General features: G+C 32.8%; 20 protein-coding genes. 1 reads left to right on the top strand and 19 read right to left on the bottom strand.

The genetic code is table 11. The annotated features are described in order from the left end of the window. Window positions 1-116: 116 nt before the first annotated feature. The 5 genes from FYJ33_RS06980 to FYJ33_RS06960 form a co-directional block, all read right to left on the bottom strand. The gene (locus FYJ33_RS06980) at window positions 117-911 is read right to left on the bottom strand and encodes a Nif3-like dinuclear metal center hexameric protein (protein ID WP_154531028.1); all 795 of its coding nucleotides are present in this window, start codon (window positions 909-911) and stop codon (window positions 117-119) included. Further along, window positions 901-1,608 carry a tRNA (adenine(22)-N(1))-methyltransferase gene (locus FYJ33_RS06975; protein WP_154531027.1) on the bottom strand — a complete coding sequence of 236 codons (708 nt, stop codon included), beginning with the start codon at window positions 1,606-1,608 and terminating at the stop codon, window positions 901-903. Before FYJ33_RS06975 ends, FYJ33_RS06980 begins: the two co-directional genes overlap by 11 nt. A gap of 298 nt (window positions 1,609-1,906) precedes the next feature. After that, window positions 1,907-3,022 (bottom strand): RNA polymerase sigma factor RpoD, encoded by a 1,116-nt coding sequence (rpoD, locus tag FYJ33_RS06970; protein ID WP_154531026.1) that lies wholly within the window; start codon window positions 3,020-3,022, stop codon window positions 1,907-1,909. Between the two features lie 26 nt (window positions 3,023-3,048). Continuing rightward, window positions 3,049-4,830 (bottom strand): DNA primase, encoded by a 1,782-nt coding sequence (gene dnaG / locus FYJ33_RS06965; RefSeq protein ID WP_154531025.1) that lies wholly within the window; start codon window positions 4,828-4,830, stop codon window positions 3,049-3,051. A gap of 207 nt (window positions 4,831-5,037) precedes the next feature. Next, window positions 5,038-6,066: a deoxyguanosinetriphosphate triphosphohydrolase gene (locus FYJ33_RS06960; protein ID WP_154531024.1), complete on the bottom strand. Its 1,029-nt coding sequence runs from the start codon at window positions 6,064-6,066 to the stop codon at window positions 5,038-5,040. 155 nt (window positions 6,067-6,221) lie between these two features. Between FYJ33_RS06960 and FYJ33_RS06955 the strand changes: the two genes are divergently transcribed. Continuing rightward, window positions 6,222-7,265, top strand: a complete 1,044-nt coding sequence (locus FYJ33_RS06955) for a CotS family spore coat protein (RefSeq protein WP_154531023.1) — start codon at window positions 6,222-6,224, stop codon at window positions 7,263-7,265. Between the two features lie 250 nt (window positions 7,266-7,515). On the opposite strand, the gene ppdK is transcribed toward FYJ33_RS06955, so the two are convergent. The 14 genes from ppdK to FYJ33_RS06885 form a co-directional block, all read right to left on the bottom strand. Next, window positions 7,516-10,149, bottom strand: coding sequence for a pyruvate, phosphate dikinase (gene ppdK, locus FYJ33_RS06950; RefSeq protein WP_154531022.1), 2,634 nt, complete (start codon window positions 10,147-10,149; stop codon window positions 7,516-7,518). Window positions 10,150-10,415: 266 nt separating this feature from the next. Beyond that, window positions 10,416-11,063: a helix-turn-helix transcriptional regulator gene (locus tag FYJ33_RS06945; protein ID WP_154531021.1), complete on the bottom strand. Its 648-nt coding sequence runs from the start codon at window positions 11,061-11,063 to the stop codon at window positions 10,416-10,418. 179 nt (window positions 11,064-11,242) lie between these two features. Then, entirely contained in the window at window positions 11,243-11,848 is a 606-nt protein-coding gene (locus tag FYJ33_RS06940) for a DUF4342 domain-containing protein (protein WP_154531020.1), read from the bottom strand. 5 nt (window positions 11,849-11,853) lie between these two features. Continuing rightward, a complete protein-coding gene (gene recO / locus FYJ33_RS06935) occupies window positions 11,854-12,594 on the bottom strand; it encodes a DNA repair protein RecO (RefSeq protein WP_154531019.1) in 741 nt (246 codons plus the stop codon). A 14-nt stretch (window positions 12,595-12,608) separates the two neighbouring features. Beyond that, window positions 12,609-13,499 (bottom strand): GTPase Era, encoded by an 891-nt coding sequence (gene era / locus FYJ33_RS06930; protein WP_154531018.1) that lies wholly within the window; start codon window positions 13,497-13,499, stop codon window positions 12,609-12,611. After that, a complete protein-coding gene (locus tag FYJ33_RS06925; protein ID WP_154531017.1) occupies window positions 13,499-13,912 on the bottom strand; it encodes a cytidine deaminase in 414 nt (137 codons plus the stop codon). Before FYJ33_RS06925 ends, era begins: the two co-directional genes overlap by 1 nt. A 69-nt stretch (window positions 13,913-13,981) precedes the next feature. Further along, entirely contained in the window at window positions 13,982-14,683 is a 702-nt protein-coding gene (locus FYJ33_RS06920; protein WP_154531016.1) for a diacylglycerol kinase, read from the bottom strand. Between the two features lie 179 nt (window positions 14,684-14,862). Continuing rightward, entirely contained in the window at window positions 14,863-15,369 is a 507-nt protein-coding gene (gene ybeY, locus FYJ33_RS06915) for an rRNA maturation RNase YbeY (RefSeq protein ID WP_154531015.1), read from the bottom strand. Beyond that, on the bottom strand, window positions 15,350-17,425 hold the full coding sequence (locus tag FYJ33_RS06910) for an HD family phosphohydrolase (RefSeq protein WP_154531014.1): 2,076 nt from the start codon (window positions 17,423-17,425) through the stop codon (window positions 15,350-15,352). Before FYJ33_RS06910 ends, ybeY begins: the two co-directional genes overlap by 20 nt. Window positions 17,426-17,450: 25 nt before the next feature. After that, on the bottom strand, window positions 17,451-18,593 hold the full coding sequence (gene yqfD / locus FYJ33_RS06905; RefSeq protein ID WP_206046633.1) for a sporulation protein YqfD: 1,143 nt from the start codon (window positions 18,591-18,593) through the stop codon (window positions 17,451-17,453). After that, window positions 18,583-18,882, bottom strand: coding sequence for a sporulation protein YqfC (gene yqfC / locus FYJ33_RS06900; RefSeq protein ID WP_154531012.1), 300 nt, complete (start codon window positions 18,880-18,882; stop codon window positions 18,583-18,585). Before yqfC ends, yqfD begins: the two co-directional genes overlap by 11 nt. Window positions 18,883-19,177: 295 nt before the next feature. Beyond that, window positions 19,178-19,627 carry a GatB/YqeY domain-containing protein gene (locus FYJ33_RS06895; RefSeq protein WP_154531051.1) on the bottom strand — a complete coding sequence of 150 codons (450 nt, stop codon included), beginning with the start codon at window positions 19,625-19,627 and terminating at the stop codon, window positions 19,178-19,180. Window positions 19,628-19,654: 27 nt separating this feature from the next. Continuing rightward, complete coding sequence (gene rpsU / locus FYJ33_RS06890; protein ID WP_027637964.1) at window positions 19,655-19,831, bottom strand: 30S ribosomal protein S21; 177 nt, start codon at window positions 19,829-19,831, stop codon at window positions 19,655-19,657. Window positions 19,832-20,026: 195 nt separating this feature from the next. Beyond that, window positions 20,027-20,371: a histidine triad nucleotide-binding protein gene (locus FYJ33_RS06885; protein WP_154531011.1), complete on the bottom strand. Its 345-nt coding sequence runs from the start codon at window positions 20,369-20,371 to the stop codon at window positions 20,027-20,029. Window positions 20,372-20,401 lie beyond the last annotated feature (30 nt).

Here is a 20,401-nt window from a genome sequence, read left to right as displayed (position 1 = left end):
TTGCTCTAATATAGTCCTAGTTTTTTATAGAGGGATGGTACAATGCGAACCTCTTATATAATTTTTACCCGTTAATTTTACCACTTATACTACAAGTTGTAAACCAAAAATATTCATTATATATATTTATAAGGGCTTCTTGTTGGAGATGCTACTTTAAAAGATACATTGTTATCTATCTTTTTCACTTCTTCTTCAACTCGCTTTGCTGCCTTTAAGAATGCCATCCACTCTGTATCAAAATGACCAGCGTCGATAATGCTCAAATTCATTTCAGTATAATCTGATGCAAAGTGATATGTAGTATCACCAGTTATAACTACATCCGCCCCCATCTTCAATGCATAATCAAAATAATCCTGTCCGCTTCCATTAATAACAGCAATTCTTTTTACCTTTTTATCAATCTCACCAGTAAACCTTAAGCAATTTATCTTAAGTGACTTCTTTACTTTCTCAATAAGTTCTTCAAGAGTAGTCTCCTCTACATCTACAATCCTTCCTATGCCTGACTTGTCATCAGCTTTAGATTTTTCCATAATAGCACTTCCTTTAAGTTCAAGCAGCTCCATAAGAGAATCGTTTAATCCTCCACAAACCGAATCAAAGTTAGTATGAGCACTATACAAACTTATGTCCTTCTTTATAAGCTCCATAATCTTTCTTCCCTGAAGAGTTCCTGTTGTAACGCTGCTTGGCTTTCTAAAAATAAGTGGATGATGAGAAAAAATAAGTTCTGCATTTTCTTTAGCTGCTTCTTCGATAACATCAAGTGTACAGTCAAGAGCAAGAAGCACAGTATGTACTTCCTTTTCTTCATCGCCAACTATAAGACCTACATTATCGTAGCTTTCCTTAAGATTTTCAGGAGCTATCTTCTGCATAATTTTCGCAAAATCTTTAACCTTCATAACTATTCACCTTTTCTTCTATCATTCTAATCTTTTCTTGAAGCTGCTCTTTTCTAGCATTAGCAGCATCAGTATCATCTTTTATGTATGTCATTATACTCTTATATCTTTCAATTTTATCAAGCAGGTAATCTTTAAATGTACTGTCTTTTTTGTTTAAAAGAACAGGACTTACTTCATAATCGATTTCCTCAAATTTCTTGTCCTTATTGTTATGCTCTTTGTTATACTTTACCTTGAAACATTCATAATACTTCCCGTCATCTAAGCACACATTTTCATCAAGTATTTCAAAAGAATGGCTATAAAGATATTCTCTTAAGACTTCTGGATTCTGTGCAGGTTGAAGAACAAGATAATCCATCTTCTTTACCTTCGCAAAATCATGTTTAATTATATCTCTTGTAAGATTTCCGCCCATACCAGCTATAACAGCAGCATTTGCTTCACCTATTTTAAGAGGTTCAAATCCGCCTCCAAGTCTGCATGAACTTCTTTCCGCAAGCCCTTCGAACATCAGATTTTTTCTCGCCTTTTCTAAAGGTCCTTTATTTATGTCTGTGGCAATTGCCATTCTGCAAAGATTATTGTGAAGAGCCTCAACAACAACATATCCATGATCTGTACCAATATCCGCAAGGCAGGTACACTTATCTATATTGCTCATAATCATATTTAATCTTCTACTTAAATCCATTTCATATCTCCTTTTTATAATGTATAATTTAAAATGTATAATGTATAATTTTGGATAGAACTCCCCCATGGTGAGTTCTAAGAAGAAAGCACATCTCTCTTTAAAACACTTTGAAATTTATAATTCATGTATTATTTATTTCAGAAATTCATGAGCAACGCTCATAAATTTCATCCTGAATTATACATTATAAAATATACATTTTACATTATACAGTATTTCCTTAAAAGCATAAATAATTTTATGTACTTCGTGTATTATTTCTAAAATTGGGCAAAAAAATTAGCACTGTGAAGTGCTAATCTAAATAATCCTTTAATTTTTTACTTCTACTTGGATGTCTTAATTTTCTTAAAGCTTTTGCTTCAATCTGTCTTATTCTTTCTCTTGTAACGTTGAACTCTTTACCTACTTCTTCAAGTGTTCTTGCTCTTCCGTCATCAAGTCCAAATCTTAATCTTAATACTTTTTCTTCTCTTGGAGTTAAAGTATCAAGCACATTGATAAGTTGTTCCTTAAGCATAGTAAATGCAGCTGCTTCAGCTGGTGCTGGTGCATCATCATCTGGAATAAAGTCACCTAAGTGGCTATCTTCTTCTTCACCTATTGGAGTTTCAAGAGACACTGGTTCCTGTGCGATCTTAAGTATTTCTCTAACCTTTTCTACAGGCATATCAAGCTGTTTTGAAAGTTCTTCTGGAAGCGGATCTCTTCCAAGTTCCTGTATAAGCTGTCTTTGAACTCTAATAAGTTTGTTAATAGTTTCAACCATGTGAACAGGAATTCTTATAGTTCTAGCCTGGTCAGCTATAGCTCTAGTTATTGCCTGTCTTATCCACCATGTAGCATAAGTACTGAACTTATATCCTTTTCTATAATCAAACTTTTCAACAGCTTTTATAAGTCCAAGGTTTCCTTCCTGAATAAGGTCAAGGAACATCATACCTCTTCCTACATATCTTTTTGCTATACTTACAACAAGCCTAAGGTTTGCTTCGGCAAGTTTCTTTTTGGCTCTCTGTTCTCCAGCTTCAATTCTCTGAGCAAGATCTATTTCTTCTTCTGAAGATAATAGAGGAACTTTACCTATTTCCTTTAAATACATACGAACAGGGTCATCAATAGCTATACCTTCTGGTATTGATATATCTATTTCCTCTTCTTCCTCATCTATATGTGGCTCATCTTCAGAGATAACTTCAACACCCATTGACTCAAGAACTTCATATATCTTCTCAATCTGTTCTGGAGTTATATCTATTTCTTCAAGTTCATCCATTATTTCTTTATATGTTATTGAACCATTTTTCTTCCCTCTGTCCATCAGCTTCTTTACTATGGCCATTCTTGCATTTTTGTCCTTAATAGCTGCTTTAGAATCCTTGCTTTCTTTTACAGTTTTCTTTTCTTTCATATTAACTGCCTCCTTCCGCCATATCCTTAGTCTCTTTCAAGTTCTTTAAGCTTCTTGTCAATTTCCTTCTTAGTCTTAATAAGCTTTAATGATTCTTCAAATAAATTTCTTCGCTCACAGTTTTTAATATCATTCATAATATTCTTTCGCTGCTCCTCAAGCTTGAATTTCTTAATTTGATAGATATAATCATTAATCTCTGAAGCTACTTCACGTTCATTGACAACAAGTACAAGTTCCTTAATAGAAATCCATTCTTTCAGAATTTCAGGATTCTGGCACTTCAACTCTATTTTACTCTGTAGATTTTCATCATTCTTTTCCTTAAGTGTCCTTATAAGTTCATACAATTCTTTATGAGATTCCATAGCGAAATCTTCTGCACTTATATTTTCTGAAATCATCTTGAAATATGAATCATCCATCATAATCTTCAATATACTTCTCTCTGCCTTAATATAAGCAGGTTCAATATACGATTTCTGACTTTCTTTCTGTTCATAATTAACATCTTCGATGCTTTCTGTATTTCTAGTAATTTTATCTGAGATCATATCATATATTGATTGCTCTCTTAAACCCGTCTCTTCAGATATCTTTTTGATATAAACATCCTTCTCAACAGGATTAAGGTCTGCTAATATTTCTGTAACTCTCTCACCATAGCGTATTATCATTTCATTATTATGAAAATCAATACCTTTTTTAGCTTTCCCAAGCTTGTAATCAATAAGGCTTACCGCATTATCAATAAGCTTTAAGAATGCCTCCCTGCCATTACTTCTAATGAATTCATCTGGATCTTTACCCTGTGGAACAGTAAGTACCCTGACATCGAAACCTGATTTTCTAAGAATATCAAGTCCTCTTAATGTCGCTTTCTGTCCAGCTAAATCTGCATCGTATGAAATTATAACTTTATCGGCATACCTCTTCATAAGTTTTGCCTGATTTTCAGTAAGTGCTGTACCAAGAGATGCAACTGCGTTAGTAATTCCATACTGATGAAGCGAAATACAATCCATATATCCTTCTACCATGATAAAATATCTTTCCGCCATACCATTCTTTACTGCAAAATTAAGGCCATAAAGATTGGTACCCTTATTAAAAACAAGAGTTTCTGGAGAATTTAGATACTTAGGCTTTGAGTCATCAAGGACTCTGCCGCCAAAACCAATTACCTTGCCTTTATAATCAAATACAGGGAACATCACTCTGTTTCTGAATCTGTCGTAAACAGTCCCTTTTTCACTTTTAATAGCGAGTCCTGCATCAATTATTGCCTTATCATTATACCCTTTTTTTCTTAAATGTATAAGCAAGGTTTTCCAATCATTCTTAGAAAATCCTAAACCAAACCTATTTATAGTGCTCTGGTTTATTCCCCTTCTCATGAAATATTCCTTAGCTTCTGTATTATTTCTAAGGTTTGCAAAGAAAAATCTCGCAGCATCAGTATTTATCTTGTACATAGCATCTTTTCTTTCATGATACTTGTTATTTTTTCCATTATTGAAATCAAGTTCTATGTTAACCCTGTCTGCTAAATACTTTACTGCATCAATAAATCCAAGATTCCTTACTTTCATCACAAAGGATATTACATTTCCAGCTTCCCCGCAGCCAAAGCATTTATATATCTGCTTATCCGGAGAAACACTGAACGAAGGTGTTTTCTCATGATGAAATGGACATAGTCCTGAATAATTACGGCCTGCTTTTTTAAGTTTTACACTTTCAGAAACTACATCTACAATATCATTTTCTTGTTTAATTCTTTCAATGACTTCTTCTGGAATTTGCAATAAGAAATCCCCACCTTATCTATTTTTTTTCACAATTCATTATATATTCGACACTAAATGATAAATTCCTTTAAAAAAATTAAAATTCGTACATTTTATACAAGTAAATATTATCATATTATTTGTTTGTTAATTTTCGTAAGTAGTTTTTACTATTATAATAATATTTATTCATAATTTTAGTAATTAATCTATTTATTACAAATGTCAATACACAATGGTTTTAGGAATATATATCCTGTTAAACGTACTTAAACAGTAATCATCACTCATACCTGCTATGTAATCAGCTACAGCTCTTTCTTTGCCTTCTTCATCTGCTATGTTTCTGTACATAACCGGCATCTTCTCAGGATTGCCGAAATAATACTGTAACATATTTTCTACAATAAATCCAGCTTTTTTCCTTTCATCTTTTAAAACATTTCCCAAATAAATATTTTTAAACATAAAAGATCGTAATTCTAGTAATGCTTGAGTTTTTTTATCACTTAAAGACACTTTATTATTTCCTCTCTCTATATTTTTAACTGTATTATTTACTATGTCATGTACTAATGTATTTATTCTTTCACTATTACTGTTTCCAAGCTCATCAATTAAATGCTTAGGAATTTGTTCTTCTGTTAGCAAACCTGCCCTAATTGAATCATCAATATCATGATTTACATAGGCTATCTTGTCACTATATCTGACAACCTGTCCTTCCAAAGTTATAGGGATATTATTGGTGTCGTTAAGTCCACTATGTTTTAAGATACCATCAATAACTTCTGCAGTCAGATTCAGCCCTTTTCCACCCTTTTCAAGTTTTGAGACTACTCTTACACTCTGCTCGCTATGTTTAAATCCTCCGGGAAGAAAATCGTTAATAACTGCTTCTCCAACATGTGCAAAGGCTGCATGTCCAAGATCATGTCCCATAGCAATTGCCTCACATAAATATTCATTTAATCCTATTCCTACTGCTATGGTTCTTGCTATCTGGGATACTTCAATAGTATGTGTTAATCGTGTCCTATAGTGATCACTGGATGTTTGAATAAAGACCTGGGTTTTATGTTTCAATCTTCTAAATGACTTGCTATGAATGATTCTATCTCTATCAACCATGAATACTGTACGTATATCATCTTCTAATTCGTGGCACTTCCTGCCCAAGGTGTCTTTTGAGAATTTAGCCTGATTAATCAATGTCAAATCTTCATAACTTTGATTTCTTTCCCTTATATTCATATATACACCTCCTATATATATTATTCTATGTTTAGCACAAAAATCCTTTAAATTTAAAATTCATAAAATAAATACTTATTTATAATTTTAAGTATATTAATCTTTTTAATTTAATATGTTATATTAATAAGTTACTTATGAAGGGAGTTAGATCTATGTCCACATCAAACATACAAAAGTTTAACTTATCAGAAGATGAAATCATCAATAACATTCTTCCACAATTTAACTGCAAAAATGCCTCCATTGAACAAATAAAAATCAAAAACACAGATAAACAGCGTGCAGTATATAAAGTTACAGCACTTGATAATTCAGTTTATTGTTTGAAAAAAGTATATTATAACGAAAACACACTGCTTTTTATATATTCTGTAGTAGAATGGCTTTACAGAAATGAAATTAAAGTTGCAAGATTTCTTCCTTCAAAAGATAATAAAAGATTTATAGAATACAAAAATATGCTTTTTATTTTTACTCCATGGCTTGAAGGGACAAAATTCAGCTACGATAATTTTGATGATGTCATAAAAGCCTCCAAAAATCTTGCAAAACTTCACAGTGTAACGAAAGACTTCTTTCCTATAGATGGTAGCCTGATGAAAACAGGATATGACAATCTATACATATCCTTAAATAAGCATGGCAAACAGCTTACTGAGTGCTATAACAAGGCATCTACTATTAATGATGATTTTTCAAAAATTTTCATGTCAACATTTAAAGACAACATGTCTCTTGTTAATAAATGCTTAAACTTAAGCCACAACATTAACCTTGATAATCTTAGCCGTTCAATCTGCCACGGTGATTATGTAAATAAAAATATCCTTATAAATAACGACAATGAAATATGCCTTATTGACTTTGATAAATGTAGTATGAACTTTTCAGCTACTGATATAAGCTATTTCTTAAGAAGACTGTTAAAACGTGAGAATACTAAATGGAATCTGGATATAACAAAAAGATGCCTTTATGAATATAACCTTATTAATCATCTTAGTGCTGATGATATTGCGTACATTTTTGCATATATAATCTTCCCACAAAAATACTGGCGACTATCAAGAGACTATTATAACAATATAAATAAAGCCAACAAATATGCTTTCTGCAACCTGCTGACAAAAGCCAATCTGCAATGCAAATACCAGCTGCAATTCATGACTTCACTAACATCAGAGTTCAATCTTTAGCAGAGATATGAGAAAAGGATAAAATTCATGCACTTCGTTTATGAATTTTAAATAATGGAGGCACATCCTCCAAACCTCCTGTGGGATTGCTGTACACAATTCCACATTTTTTATTACGCGGTAATTTAGCATTTCAAAGGGTTTATCTTGAAACTCCCGCAGAGTAGTTTCATTCTTTTCTCTTCTCTCTTATTTCTTATCTCTAATCTAAAAAAGCTCCCAGGTTCTAACGCCTGGAAGCTTTTTTATTTTATTCTCTTGGGAAGTTTACCTGAGCCTGAGCAGCTGCAAGTCTTGCTGCTGGTACTCTGAATGGTGAACAAGATACATAATTAAGTCCTATTCTATGACAGAACTCAATTGATGATGGATCTCCACCATGTTCTCCACATATCCCAAGATGAATATCTGGTCTTGTTGTTCTTCCTTTTTCAGCTGCTATCTTGATTAACTGGCCAACACCTTTCTGATCAAGTTTAGCAAATGGATCCTGTTCGTAAATCTTCTTCTCATAGTAATCCTTTAAGAACTTAGCTGCATCATCTCTAGAGAATCCGAATGTCATCTGAGTTAAATCATTAGTACCAAATGAGAAGAATTCAGCTTCCTTAGCAATTTCATCTGCAGTTATTGCTGCTCTTGGTATTTCTATCATTGTACCTATATGATAATCAAACTTAACATTGTTCTCTTTCATAACTTCGTTAACAGTATCAACTACTTTTTTCTTTACATATTGTAATTCCTTTATTTCTCCAACAAGTGGAATCATAATTTCAGGAATTATATTATATCCCTTATTATTTCTAACATCTATAGCAGCTTCAATTACTGCTCTAGTCTGCATTTTTGCAATTTCTGGATAAGACACTGCAAGACGGCATCCTCTGTGACCCATCATAGGGTTAAACTCATGAAGTTCATCTATAGTTGCTTTTAATTCATCGAAAGTTAAATTCATCTCAGCTGCTAAATTCCTGATATCTTCTTCAGCAGTTGGTAAGAATTCATGTAGTGGTGGATCAAGGAATCTTATAGTAACTGGTCTTCCTTCAAGTGCCTCATATATACCTATAAAATCCTGTTTCTGCATTGGTAATATCTTAGCTAATGCTTTTTCTCTCTGTTCTACAGTCTTAGAAACTATCATTTCTCTTACTGCTTTAATTCTATCTTCGGCAAAAAACATGTGCTCAGTTCTGCAAAGTCCTACACCTTCTGCACCAAAAGTAACTGCCTGTTTAGCATCTCTTGGTGTATCTGCATTTGTTCTTACTTGAAGTTTTCTAATCTTATCAGCCCAAGACATGAATGTTGCAAAATGTCCTGATATTTCTGGAAGAACAGTCTTTACAGCCCCTGCATAAACATTTCCAGTTGAACCATCAATTGAGATCCAGTCTTCCGCTCCGTAAACCTTCCCATTTACTTCTACTGTTCTCTTCTCATCACTGACTCTAAGTTCTCCACATCCTGCTACACAGCAAGTTCCCATTCCTCTGGCAACAACTGCTGCATGAGAAGTCATACCACCTCTTACAGTAAGTATACCTTGTGCCGCAATCATACCTTCAATATCTTCTGGTGATGTTTCAAGTCTTACAAGAACAACCTTCTCGCCATTGTTTGCTCTTTCCTTAGCTTCATCAGCAGTGAAAGCAATCTTACCACAAGCAGCTCCTGGAGATGCTGGAAGTCCTTTTGCAATTAACTCTGCTTTCTTTAAATCCTCTGCAGAGAATGTAGGGTGTAGTAAAGAATCAAGCTGCTTTGGCTCAACCTTTAATATTGCTTCTTCCTTAGTTAACATTCCTTCATCAACTAAATCTGTAGCAACTTTTAATGCAGCCTGAGCTGTTCTCTTACCATTTCTAGTCTGTAAGAAATAAAGTTTTCCTTCTTCTATAGTAAACTCCATATCCTGCATATCTTTGTAATGTTTTTCAAGAGTATTTACTATTCCTTCAAATTGTTTATATAAAGTTGGATTCTGTCCAGCTAGCTTTGCTATTGGCTGTGGTGTTCTTATTCCTGCAACAACATCTTCACCTTGTGCATTCATTAAGTATTCACCATAAATCTTCTTTTCGCCTGTAGCTGGGTTTCTTGAGAATGCAACTCCTGTACCAGATGTATCACCCTTATTACCAAACACCATTTGTTGAACGTTTACAGCAGTTCCCCAAGTTCCAGGTATATCATTAAGTCTTCTATATACTATCGCTCTAGGATTATCCCATGACTTAAATACTGCTTCTATTGCTTCAACAAGCTGATCCTTTGGGTCTTGTGGAAAATCAACACCTTGCTCTTTCTTATATACTTCCTTAAATTCGCTAACTAACCTCTGTAAATCTTCAGTAGTAAGTTCGTTATCATATTTAATGCCCTTTTCCTGTTTTATATCATCTATTTTATCTTCAAATAATCTCTTATCAATACCCATAACAACATCAGAGAACATTTGAATAAATCTACGATATGAATCATATGCAAATCTTGGATTGTTTGTAAGCTTAGCAACTGCCTGAACTGATACATCATTCATACCTAGATTTAATATTGTATCCATCATACCTGGCATTGAAACTCTTGCTCCAGATCTTACTGATACAAGAAGTGGATCTTCGTTATTTCCAAATTTCTTTCCTGTAATCTCTTCTAATTGGCTAAGTTTTTCTAAAATTTCTTCCATAATTTCAGGGGCTATTTTACCGCCATCATCATGATACCTATTACAAGCTTCAGTTGTAACTGTAAATCCTTGTGGAACTGGAATACCCAAGTTAGTCATTTCTGCTAAGTTGGCACCCTTTCCTCCAAGCAGATTTCTCATAGATGCATTACCCTCTTTGAAAAGGTATACATATTTTTTACTTTCCATCTCAATACTCCTCCGTTCAAAACTAGATTGAAATATACCCATCATAAAGTAAAGGAATCTTAATTCCTATACTTTGATAGATTTTATAAAAACAAAGCAAGCTTTGTTATTACCCAGTTGACCATAGTTATCTGAAGAAACTTCAAATAGCTTTTAAGTTATTAGTATTTTATTCAAGTAAAGTGTTATTTATAAATAATAAATAACGAAATATGAAAAACCATAATTTTTTAAAACCTTTTTACCAAATTCAAACCAATATTAAATTATATATTATTCTTATTATTGCTAAGCTTCAAAAATAACCTAGTTATATTAGTTTTTGAAACTTTTCCTATTATTTTTAATTGTTCTTTATCATCTGTACTTGATACCCTTTCAACTACAGGAATTGAATCAATTTCATGAGTCATTATTTTTTTAGCTACATCTACTGCGCTGTCATTTTCATTTACTGTTACTATATTAGGCATTCTTGTCATTATTATGCCAACAGGCACTCTATGAATGTCTGTACCACCCATAGCTATTTTTAAAAAATCTTTTCTGGAAACTGCTCCAATCAAATGCTGTTCATCATCTACAACAAATAAAGTTCCAACATCGTTCAAGAATAATAAAACTATTGCATCATATACAGTTACATCTTCTTTTACAAAAGATGGCTTTGACATTATATCATGCACCTTAATTCCAGATATATAATCATTTACTATACCTTGAGAAGGTTTATCAACATAAATATATCCCACTTTAGGTCTAGCATCCAATACTCCTATCATAGTAAGTATTGCGAGATCTGGTCTTAATGCGGCCCTTGTAACGCCTACCTTAGATGCCAATTCCTCACTAGTTATTGGTTGCTTTTCCTTAACTAGTTTTATTATTTCTTCCTGCCTAGGTGTTAACTTCAAATTTATCTCCTCTTTTCACTGAATATAGAGTATAAATGATGATATATAATCTATGAGTTAATTATATATCACCACTTATAGTTTTACTATGCTGAATTTTCTGAAAAATCAAACAAATCCATTAATTTTTTTGTGTCCAGCTAGTTTTTCCAGAAATATATTCCAATATCTATAGAATACTACTTTTCTTCATCAAACTTAACTGTATATGAATAAATATGATCAGAGTTTTCTTCTCTATGAGCACTCTTTCCATTTTCCATTGTAGATTTTACTATTCCAGCTTTTTTCTTTACACTATTTACGATATCCTTTGTTTTCTTGGAAACATCTTCGGCTACATCTTTAACAACCTTGTTGACAACTTCAACTGTTCCATCATCTTTTGTGATTTCTATTGTAAGCTTAGTTGCTACTGCTGTAATTACTCCTATAACAAGAAGCTGTGGAATAACTGCTGCTATAACACCAGCTGCAATTCCAGCATTAACAGGAATATCTATAAGAACCTTGTCATCTTTCTTTATCTTTATTCTGTTGACGTTACCCTTATTGATTAAATCTTTAATCCAAACCTTGAAATCATCAACAGTTTCGCATGTTTCTCTTACCTCTTCAGCGCTTTCATTGTTATCTACGCTTTCAGCCTTAATTTTCTGCTCTAAATATACTATAGCGTCAAGAACATCACCATCATTCTTTTCAAGGGCTTCCTTAGCTTCAGCATAAGTAACATACATTCTGTCCTTTACCATATCAACTTTTTCTAGTGTTATTTCGCTCATTAAACTCACTCCTTAATATATTTTAACATTTCTAAGCTTTTAGGCTTTTTAGAATAATTTGAAGATATTATCATTGTATTAATTTTCTCAACTTCTTTTTTTATCTCTTTAGTAAGTGTCAATCTGTATACTTTATCCATGGATGTATGATTGAGAAATTTCAATGCACTATAAGCTGCTCTTGAAATATTTATGCCATGAACTTTTTCACACTTGTCACACACTCCGCCATAATATGTCAGATTCATATAATTAGAAGTACTAATCTTTTGCTTACACATAACACAATTATCGAAATTTAGTCCATAACCTGTAGCTTTCATAACTCTTAATTCAAAGGATCTTATCAATATCTCGTAATCCAACGCATCTGTATTTAATAAGTATAAACATGTTATAAAGTCTTTATACAGTTGTTCATTTTTTTCACCTTCTTCAAGACATATATCAATAAGCTCACATATATAAGATGAATATGTAAGCTTCTCCAAGTTACCCATAAGTCCCTGGAAGGAATTATTGATTTTGCCTTCCTGAAGCGTATAGAGGTTTTTTCCCTGAAAAAGGACATACTCCCCATATGATAAAGCAAGAGTACATGTGAATAGCTTACTCCTGCTCTTTTTAGCACCTTTAGCTATTGCTGTTATCTTACCCTGAGACTCACTGAAAATCCAGACGAGCTTATCATTTTCTTTATAATCCCTCGTTTTAATTATAACTCCGTTTGTCTTTAACAGTGCCAGAGTATCACCCCCTGTTACTTCTGCTTCTTATATCCAAGTTCATTAAGGAATAGAGTGTTGTCTCTCCATTCCTTTCTAACCTTGACCCATATTTTAAGGTTCACCTTGGCATCAAGCATCTTTTCTATATCAATTCTTGCTCTTTCACCAATTCTCTTTAATGTCTGACCATTTTTTCCGATAATGATTCCTTTATGTGAAGATTTTTCACATATTAAATCTACTTCTATATTATACATTCCTTTATCATTTTGTTTCATCTGAATAACTTCAACTGCTATTCCATGTGGAACTTCCTGATTAAGATTTCTTAATGCTTTTTCTCTTACTATTTCAGAAACTATAAATCTTTCTTGAACATCTGTTATCATCTCTTCTGGATAATACTTTGGACCTTCAGGCATATACTTAACCATTAAATCTATCAATGTATCTGTATTTCTTGATTTTAGAGCTGAAATAGGTATAATCTCCGTAAAATCCATTTCCTCAGCATATTTCTGAAGAGTTTCTGCCACCTTTTCAGGAGTGCTTTCGTCCGTCTTGTTAAGCACTAAAAATACTGGTGCCTTTGCGCTCTTTAATGATTCAATTATCTGAGCATCTCCTCTTTCAAGGCCATCTTCTGTGGTAGTTAAAAATAGTATAAGATCAACATCCTTAAAGCTATCTTTAGCTGATGAAACCATATATTCTCCAAGCTTATGCTTTGGTTTATGTATACCTGGTGTATCAACAAATATCATCTGGTAATCATTTGTTGTAAGTATTGTCTGCATATTCTTTCTTGTTGTCTGAGGTTTACTTGAAACTATTGCAAGTTTCTGTCCCATCATTAAGTTCAATAAAGTGGATTTTCCTACATTAGGTCTTCCTACAATTGATACAAACCCTGACTTAAACATTATTTATTCTCCTTATTTTCATCTAAATCCTTCTTGGTAAAGAATCCAGGCATTATTTCTCCAAGTGTCTTTTCAAGATAATCATTTTCATTTTTTATTATATATATTTTCATGTCTGCACTATCAGCAAACTCAGTAATTACCTGCCTACATATTCCACATGGATAAGTATAGCTATTAGTATCTCCGATTACCGCCAATTCTTTAATTACATGTTTTCCTTCTGAAACTGCCTTAAATATAGCTGTTCTTTCAGCACAGTTTGTAGCACCAAATGAAGCATTTTCTATATTACATCCAGTATATATAGACCCATCTTCCATAAGAATTGCTGCACCAACTTTAAAATTAGAATATGGTGCGTATGCACTTTCTCTTGCCTCTATAGCTGCTTTTATAAGTTCTTCTTTCATGTTACCATACCTCCATTATAAACGTAAATAAATTATAACATTAAAATTTATAATTACAACTATTTTTAATTATGGCTCGAACAATTTGAATATAAGCAGGGTAAGAAGTGTGCCAAAAATAGCTCCTATAATTACTTCCCATATAGAATGGACTTCAGAATCAACTCTACTCTGGGCCGTTATTATTGCCATCAGGTAACTAAGGATTATACATATAGGTTCTTCAGTAATAAGTGCTATGGCTGTAGCAAGTGAAAAAGACAATGCACTATGTCCTGAAGGCATTCCACCCTTCAGCGGAGTACCTTCTCCAAAATAGGCTTTTACTATAATAGTGATAATTATTACAAGAACTATAGCTATAAATATTGTGTAAGGTTCCGATCTTCTTATTTTTCCGAGCACTATAAATGTAGCGCTAGTAAATTTATCCCAGAATATTATGTATCCAACAACTATGGCATTAACTGCTGTTACAAGTACAGCACCAGCTGCTGCATTCTTTGCTGTTTTTGCAAGCGGATGATAATAGTTTGCTGTCAAGTCAACAACACTTTCTATAGCAGTATTTATTATTTCTGCCGCAATAACCATAGAAATAGTAATTGCCAATACAAGGAATTCAATCTTTGATATATCAAAGAACAGACAGGCAATAAGCACAAAAACTGTGGCGGCAAAATGAATCTTCATATTCCTCTGTGTCCTCAATGTATCAAGTATTCCATTTATAGCATAATTAAAGCTGTCTACTAGTTTTCTTACCTTCATAAAATCACCCCTTAATAATGTATAGTTTATATTGTATAATTTATAATTTAGGATGAAACTCCTATAGGAGTTTCAAAATAAGAGATGAGTTTTGTCCTTCATTATGCATTATACAATATACAATCTACATTAACCTTCCGAAAAACATATTTACGTGTATTGTAACTTCAGGTCAGATATTAGTCTTCTCTAGTGAGTTCCATTGCTTTTAGGATTTCTTCTTCTCTTGGTCTCATTCTTTTCTTGTCTTCCTCTTCTATGTGGTCATATCCTAGAAGGTGAAGTACTGAGTGAACAACAAGGTATGCTGCTTCTCTAAAGAATGAATGGTTAAATTCTTTGCTCTGTTCCATTGCTTTTTCAAGCGAAAGTACTATATCACCAAGTACAAGATTTTCTCCATCTAGATATGTTGCATCAAACTTAAAGTCCTTATACATTTCCTTGTATACCTTTTTATCTTCATAATCTAGCATAGGAAATGAAAGCACATCAGTCGCTCTATCTATTCCTCTGTTTTCTTTATTAATTTCTCGTATTTCTTCATTATCAACAAATAATAAGCTTATTTCACAATTTTCATGTACTTCTTCTTCTTTTAGTGCAAATTCTATTGTTCTGAACAATATGTCTTTTAATTCATCTGTTACTTCTATTTTATCTTGTCTATTGTCTGCATAAATCATTTTCTATTGTCTCCTTGTGTATCTTTTCTTTAGGGTACTCTATTCTTTGATGGTATATACCATTCAAAGCTTTTAAGAAGCATTTCTTAATCCTTGAAATATCTCTAATAGTAAGATCGCAATTATCAAGCTGACCGCTCTGAAGCTTATCCTTTACAATATTTTCTACCATATTCTTGATTTTTTCTTCAGTAGGCTCCTGTATAGACCTTACTGCTGCTTCAACTGAATCAGCCATCATGATTATTCCTGCTTCTTTGCTTGAAGGAATAGGCCCCATATATCTATAATCCTCTTCCTTTATGCTGTCTGGATCTTCTGCACTATTTTTTGCAGTCACATAAAAGTATTTTACAAGCGTTGTTCCATGATGCTGTGCAATTATATCCACAATGCTCTGAGGCATTTTATTCTTTTCAGCAAGCTCAACACCATCTTTTACATGTGATGTGATTATAAGCGCTGATAAACTAGGTGCTATATTATCATGAGGATTTTCATGCCCTACCTGATTCTCCTTGAAGAATACAGGTCTTACCGTTTTTCCTACATCATGATAGTAGGCTCCTATTCTAGCAAGTGTGGCATTAGCTCCAACTTCTTCGGCTGCCATTTCTGCAAGGTTTGCCACAAGTACACTGTGATGATATGTGCCAGGTGCCTCCATAAGAATTTTCTTAAGCAGAGGATTATTGGGATTTGATAGTTCTAAGAGCTTTACATTAGTAACTATATCAAATGTATTTTCAAAGAATGGAAGCAGTCCTATGGCAAGTACTCCTGCTATTATACATCCTGTCGCTGCAGTTCCACATTTAATAAGAGTTTCCATATTATTATTAGATATTATTATTCCATATGAAAGACTTACTGCTGCGTTAATAAATGCCATATATACACTTGCATAAAGTATGTCATTTCTCTGCTGAATCTTATTTAAAAGTGTAGAACCCAAAATAATGCTTAGCATTCCAATAACTATTACTTCAGAATCAAAGTTTACTGCTATAGCTATAAACATTAGATTATAAATTCCAATAATCATTGATGCTTTATGATTTACAAGCATTTTCATAAGCATAGGCGCAAATGCAAATGGTATTAAAAATGGCGATATTATTGCCATTACTCTGGCAAGAACAAGCGATAAAATATTGATAACACTTATAAGCATCAACATTTTTACATCTTCATATGTCTTCTTATCATTCCTATATATATACATATACTGAAGCCCAAGTATAATAAGCACAAATGCTGCAAGTGCTATATACATAAGGAAATCAAATTTTGAATCATTAAGAAGTCCCATTGATTTTAATAGTTCGATTTGTTCTTGAGTTATAGGTTCACCATCTTTAACAATAGTCTGGTTCTTCTTTATAAGTACTGTTGCTGTATTCTTAGATGCTTCCTTTGCCTTTTCTTCTGTCTTTTCTTTATCATAAAAGAAATTAGGCTTAATCTGTGAATACGCTATGCTCTTTAACGTTTCCTTAAGTGCCCTGCTATAATCAAGCGATGATATTTTACCATCAACTATAAGCTTAGCCGATTCTATATCGCTCTGTTTATTTTCTTCTATAGGAGTTGCATATGCCTTCCCCATAGCCTCAATAAGTACAGACTGCATTGATAAGAGAGATGATTTATCACTTGCAAGAAGAGATGCATAGCCTTCCTTATCTAGTTTTATGATATCAATCTTAGCTATCTCAGTCATTTTCTGATCATCTAAAAGACTTGACTCCTTTATACTGATAACTTTATTAAAAAATGATTTTATATTATCTTCTGCTGTTTTCTGCATATCAGATTTTAATGTATACTGTTTATCAACTTTATTTTCAGCATCTTTTTTAGCTGCCTGGGTAGCCTTTTCATCAACAATTTCCCTTGATGCCTTTATATCTGATTTTGCTATATCTCCTACCTTAAGATCATATTTTTTAGTTACAACACATGTCATCAATATAACGTAAGTAGTAACAAAAGTAAGAAGAAACAAAATTATTATCTTCGATTTTTCTTTTAGTACACTAATCCTTTTGTTCATTATTTCACCTTCTTTGTTAAATTGTCTATTCTTTAACAGCAATATTCCTCTCTATAACAAAAACTACATTTAGTCTTATTTTTCCACTTCCTATATCTTTTTGATTAATTATTTTATCGACTATTTTATCGCTCCTCTCAATATTTTCCTGTACACTTTTTTCAAGTTCATCTACTTTTTTATTTATTAAATTATCTTTAGACTCACTTATCTCAACTTCTTTTTTAGGATAATAATCGACTTCTGTGATAAGTTTTCTTTTATTTTCTATTTTATCATAATCTTTAAATGTTTTATCACATTTTTTAATATAAATTTTTCTGCCCATGATTTCTACATAAATATCTTTATAAACTTCACCTGTTCTTTTAAGTTCATTTCCGCTTACCTGGATCTCAGCACTCTTCTCTTCAAATGTTTTTGCTATTGCTGTACCTTCTGGCTGTACCTCCACCTGATATTCATCCTTACCCTGTACACCTTCTATAAGCACATCACCTTTTTTAACAAAATCTCCCCTCTGTACTGCGGCACTACCTGCACTGCAGTATATCTTAACAATCTCACCGTCCATTTTTGCCACAATAGGATGTATAGTACCGTCAGTATTTTCATTACCAGTAAGCTTAGGGGGATTAACCTTTTCTTTAACTGTGACTTTAAGTACGGATCCCTCAATTCTCGCTTTTACCCACATTACATTATCATTGGCTCTTTCTATATCTTTTTCAAGTGTTGTAACATTAACTTTGTTTTTCCTTATCCCAGGCTTAATTCCTAAACTATAAATACATTTTCTTATCTCGTAAGGAGAAAGAAATTTATTATCTTCAACCTTCACCCCCCATACGAACCCTGACAAAAAATATATTATGCATATAAACACAACTGCTCCAATAACATATGAAAACCTATTTTTAATTTTCATAGCCCATACCACAAAAGGACTTCTATTAATCACTTCTACCTGTCCCTTTAATTCTTTGACTACTTTACATACCTCATCATAATCGTTGTATTTTACCGTCATAGTAATAGTTATTATATCTCTTCTTTTTACGTTTTCTACTACTATACCTTTGTTCCAGAGAATATTAACTATTCGTTCAGGATTAAAGAGCATTACCCTTACATCAAGTCTGCCATAATTCATTAAATCAGTCTTCATTTTTCTTATTTCCCTCCTCATACACTACTGATCTAAACTTTCCTCCAATTGTCAGCGTTTCGCCTCCCATAAATAAAATCTCAAGATTTACGCCATTGATTATTACTTTACCTTTTTTAATCTTGACTTCCACCTTATCCTTTTCAAAACCAACTATACCTTCATGATTCTCTATGCTTATTTCCTCATTGCCCATTATCTGTATCCTTGGGAGATCCTTTGCAAGATCTGTCGGCACGTCAAGCTTACCCTCTATGCCGCTTCTCAATTTTAAAAATGGTGAACTCATAAAACTTACTCCTAATACAAAAATGCTTTCACTTTAATTTATGATACAAATTTAAATCATAGAATATAATTTATCTTTTAAGTTTATGCTGAAGCCGTGTAAACGAAAAATGACCAGAGAACAACGAACAGTTGAGTAAAGAACTTCTCTAAAGCGCAGTTCTAATTGTAATAACATCATAGGAAGCTTAGAGGGGAATTCTCCATTAAATAGAATCTACAAAATAAAAAGGGACACTATCCAAATCAATAGATAGTGTCCTAAAAATAAAAAAAGGAGCCCCGTAGGGGATCTCCTATTTATTTAAATATTCTTTAACAATTTGACTAACAAGTTTGCCATCAGCTCTGCCTACTATTTGCGGCTTTACTGCTGCCATAACTTTTCCCATATCTTTCATGCCATTAGCACCAATGGAATCGGCTGCTGATTTAACAATATTTTTGATTTCTTCTTCGCTTAATTGTTGAGGAAGGTATTCTAACAATAATTCAATTTCTGCGTTTGTTGCATCAACTAAGTCTTGTCTATTACCTTTCTGGAATTCAATAACAGATTCTCTTCTCTGTTTAACTTCCTTTGATAAAATCTCTATTACTTGCTCATCATCAAGCTTAACATTATTAGTCTTTTCCACCAATAATACTGCAGATTTGAATGTACTTAATGAATTGGCTTTGACTTTGTCTTTAGCCTTCATTGCAGCAATCCAATCCTTTTGCAATCTTTCTTTTATTGTTGGCATTACTTTACCTTCTTTCAAATATTTAGACTATTTGAATTTTCTTTTTCTAGCTGCTTCTGATTTCTTCTTTTTCTTCACACTTGGCTTTTCGTAGTGTTCTCTCTTTCTAACTTCTGAAAGAACCCCTGCTCTTGCGCACTTTCTTTTAAATCTTCTTAATGCACTATCAAGTGATTCGTTTTCTCCAACTTTTATTTCTGACATCTTCTCTTCCCTCCCTCCGCTAGCGATAATTCCACGATTGATATAAATCACAGCTGTGGGCTTAATAACACATCAATTATTATACACTAGTAATTTTCAAGCTGTCAAGAACCTGATGAAATTCATTAATTACAATTTTGGTTAGAATATCAAATTGCATATTTAATTTCGTTCTTGCTATATTATAATTATTTTTTAGCCTGGAGGCCACTTAAAACTTCTTCCTCCAAGTACATGAAAATGAAGATGATGAACTGATTGTCCTCCATCCTCTCCGCAGTTATTAACTACTCTGTAGCCTTTTTCTGCAATTCCTAATTCCTTAGCTATTTTTTTTATAACCATAAATATATGAGAAACAATATAAACATTATTATCATCTAATTCATTTGCACTTTGTATGTGTTCCTTAGGGATAACAACTATATGCACTGGTGCTTCTGGACTAATGTCATAGAACGCTAGTACCTTATCGTCTTCATAAACTTTTTTAGACGGAATCTCATTATTTACTATTTTACAAAAGATACAGTCTGACATTTTTTCACCTCCTCACCAAACTAACAATGT

The organism is Inconstantimicrobium porci, assembly GCF_009696465.1.
GTDB classification, from domain to species: Bacteria; Bacillota; Clostridia; order Clostridiales; family Clostridiaceae; genus Inconstantimicrobium; species Inconstantimicrobium porci.
The sequence above is the reverse complement of the archived record's forward strand: the minus strand, read 5'-3'. Positions and strand labels throughout refer to the sequence as shown.

Bases quoted from the DNA above. Each gene is read 5' to 3' on its own strand.
- FYJ33_RS06980 (WP_154531028.1), bottom strand. From the start codon at position 911: ATGAAGGTTAAAGATTTTGCGAAAATTATGCAGAAGATAGCTCCTGAA.
- FYJ33_RS06975 (WP_154531027.1), bottom strand. From the start codon at position 1,608: ATGGATTTAAGTAGAAGATTAAATATGATTATGAGCAATATAGATAAG.
- rpoD (WP_154531026.1), bottom strand. From the start codon at position 3,022: ATGAAAGAAAAGAAAACTGTAAAAGAAAGCAAGGATTCTAAAGCAGCT.
- FYJ33_RS06960 (WP_154531024.1), bottom strand. From the start codon at position 6,066: ATGAATATAAGGGAAAGAAATCAAAGTTATGAAGATTTGACATTGATT.
- FYJ33_RS06955 (WP_154531023.1), top strand. From the start codon at position 6,222: ATGTCCACATCAAACATACAAAAGTTTAACTTATCAGAAGATGAAATC.
- ppdK (WP_154531022.1), bottom strand. From the start codon at position 10,149: ATGGAAAGTAAAAAATATGTATACCTTTTCAAAGAGGGTAATGCATCT.
- FYJ33_RS06940 (WP_154531020.1), bottom strand. From the start codon at position 11,848: ATGAGCGAAATAACACTAGAAAAAGTTGATATGGTAAAGGACAGAATG.
- era (WP_154531018.1), bottom strand. From the start codon at position 13,499: ATGTTTAAGTCAGGGTTTGTATCAATTGTAGGAAGACCTAATGTAGGA.
- FYJ33_RS06925 (WP_154531017.1), bottom strand. From the start codon at position 13,912: ATGAAAGAAGAACTTATAAAAGCAGCTATAGAGGCAAGAGAAAGTGCA.
- FYJ33_RS06920 (WP_154531016.1), bottom strand. From the start codon at position 14,683: ATGAAGGTAAGAAAACTAGTAGACAGCTTTAATTATGCTATAAATGGA.
- ybeY (WP_154531015.1), bottom strand. From the start codon at position 15,369: ATGATTTATGCAGACAATAGACAAGATAAAATAGAAGTAACAGATGAA.
- FYJ33_RS06910 (WP_154531014.1), bottom strand. From the start codon at position 17,425: ATGAACAAAAGGATTAGTGTACTAAAAGAAAAATCGAAGATAATAATT.
- yqfD (WP_206046633.1), bottom strand. From the start codon at position 18,593: ATGAAGACTGATTTAATGAATTATGGCAGACTTGATGTAAGGGTAATG.
- yqfC (WP_154531012.1), bottom strand. From the start codon at position 18,882: ATGAGTTCACCATTTTTAAAATTGAGAAGCGGCATAGAGGGTAAGCTT.
- FYJ33_RS06895 (WP_154531051.1), bottom strand. From the start codon at position 19,627: ATGCCAACAATAAAAGAAAGATTGCAAAAGGATTGGATTGCTGCAATG.
- rpsU (WP_027637964.1), bottom strand. From the start codon at position 19,831: ATGTCAGAAATAAAAGTTGGAGAAAACGAATCACTTGATAGTGCATTA.
- FYJ33_RS06885 (WP_154531011.1), bottom strand. From the start codon at position 20,371: ATGTCAGACTGTATCTTTTGTAAAATAGTAAATAATGAGATTCCGTCT.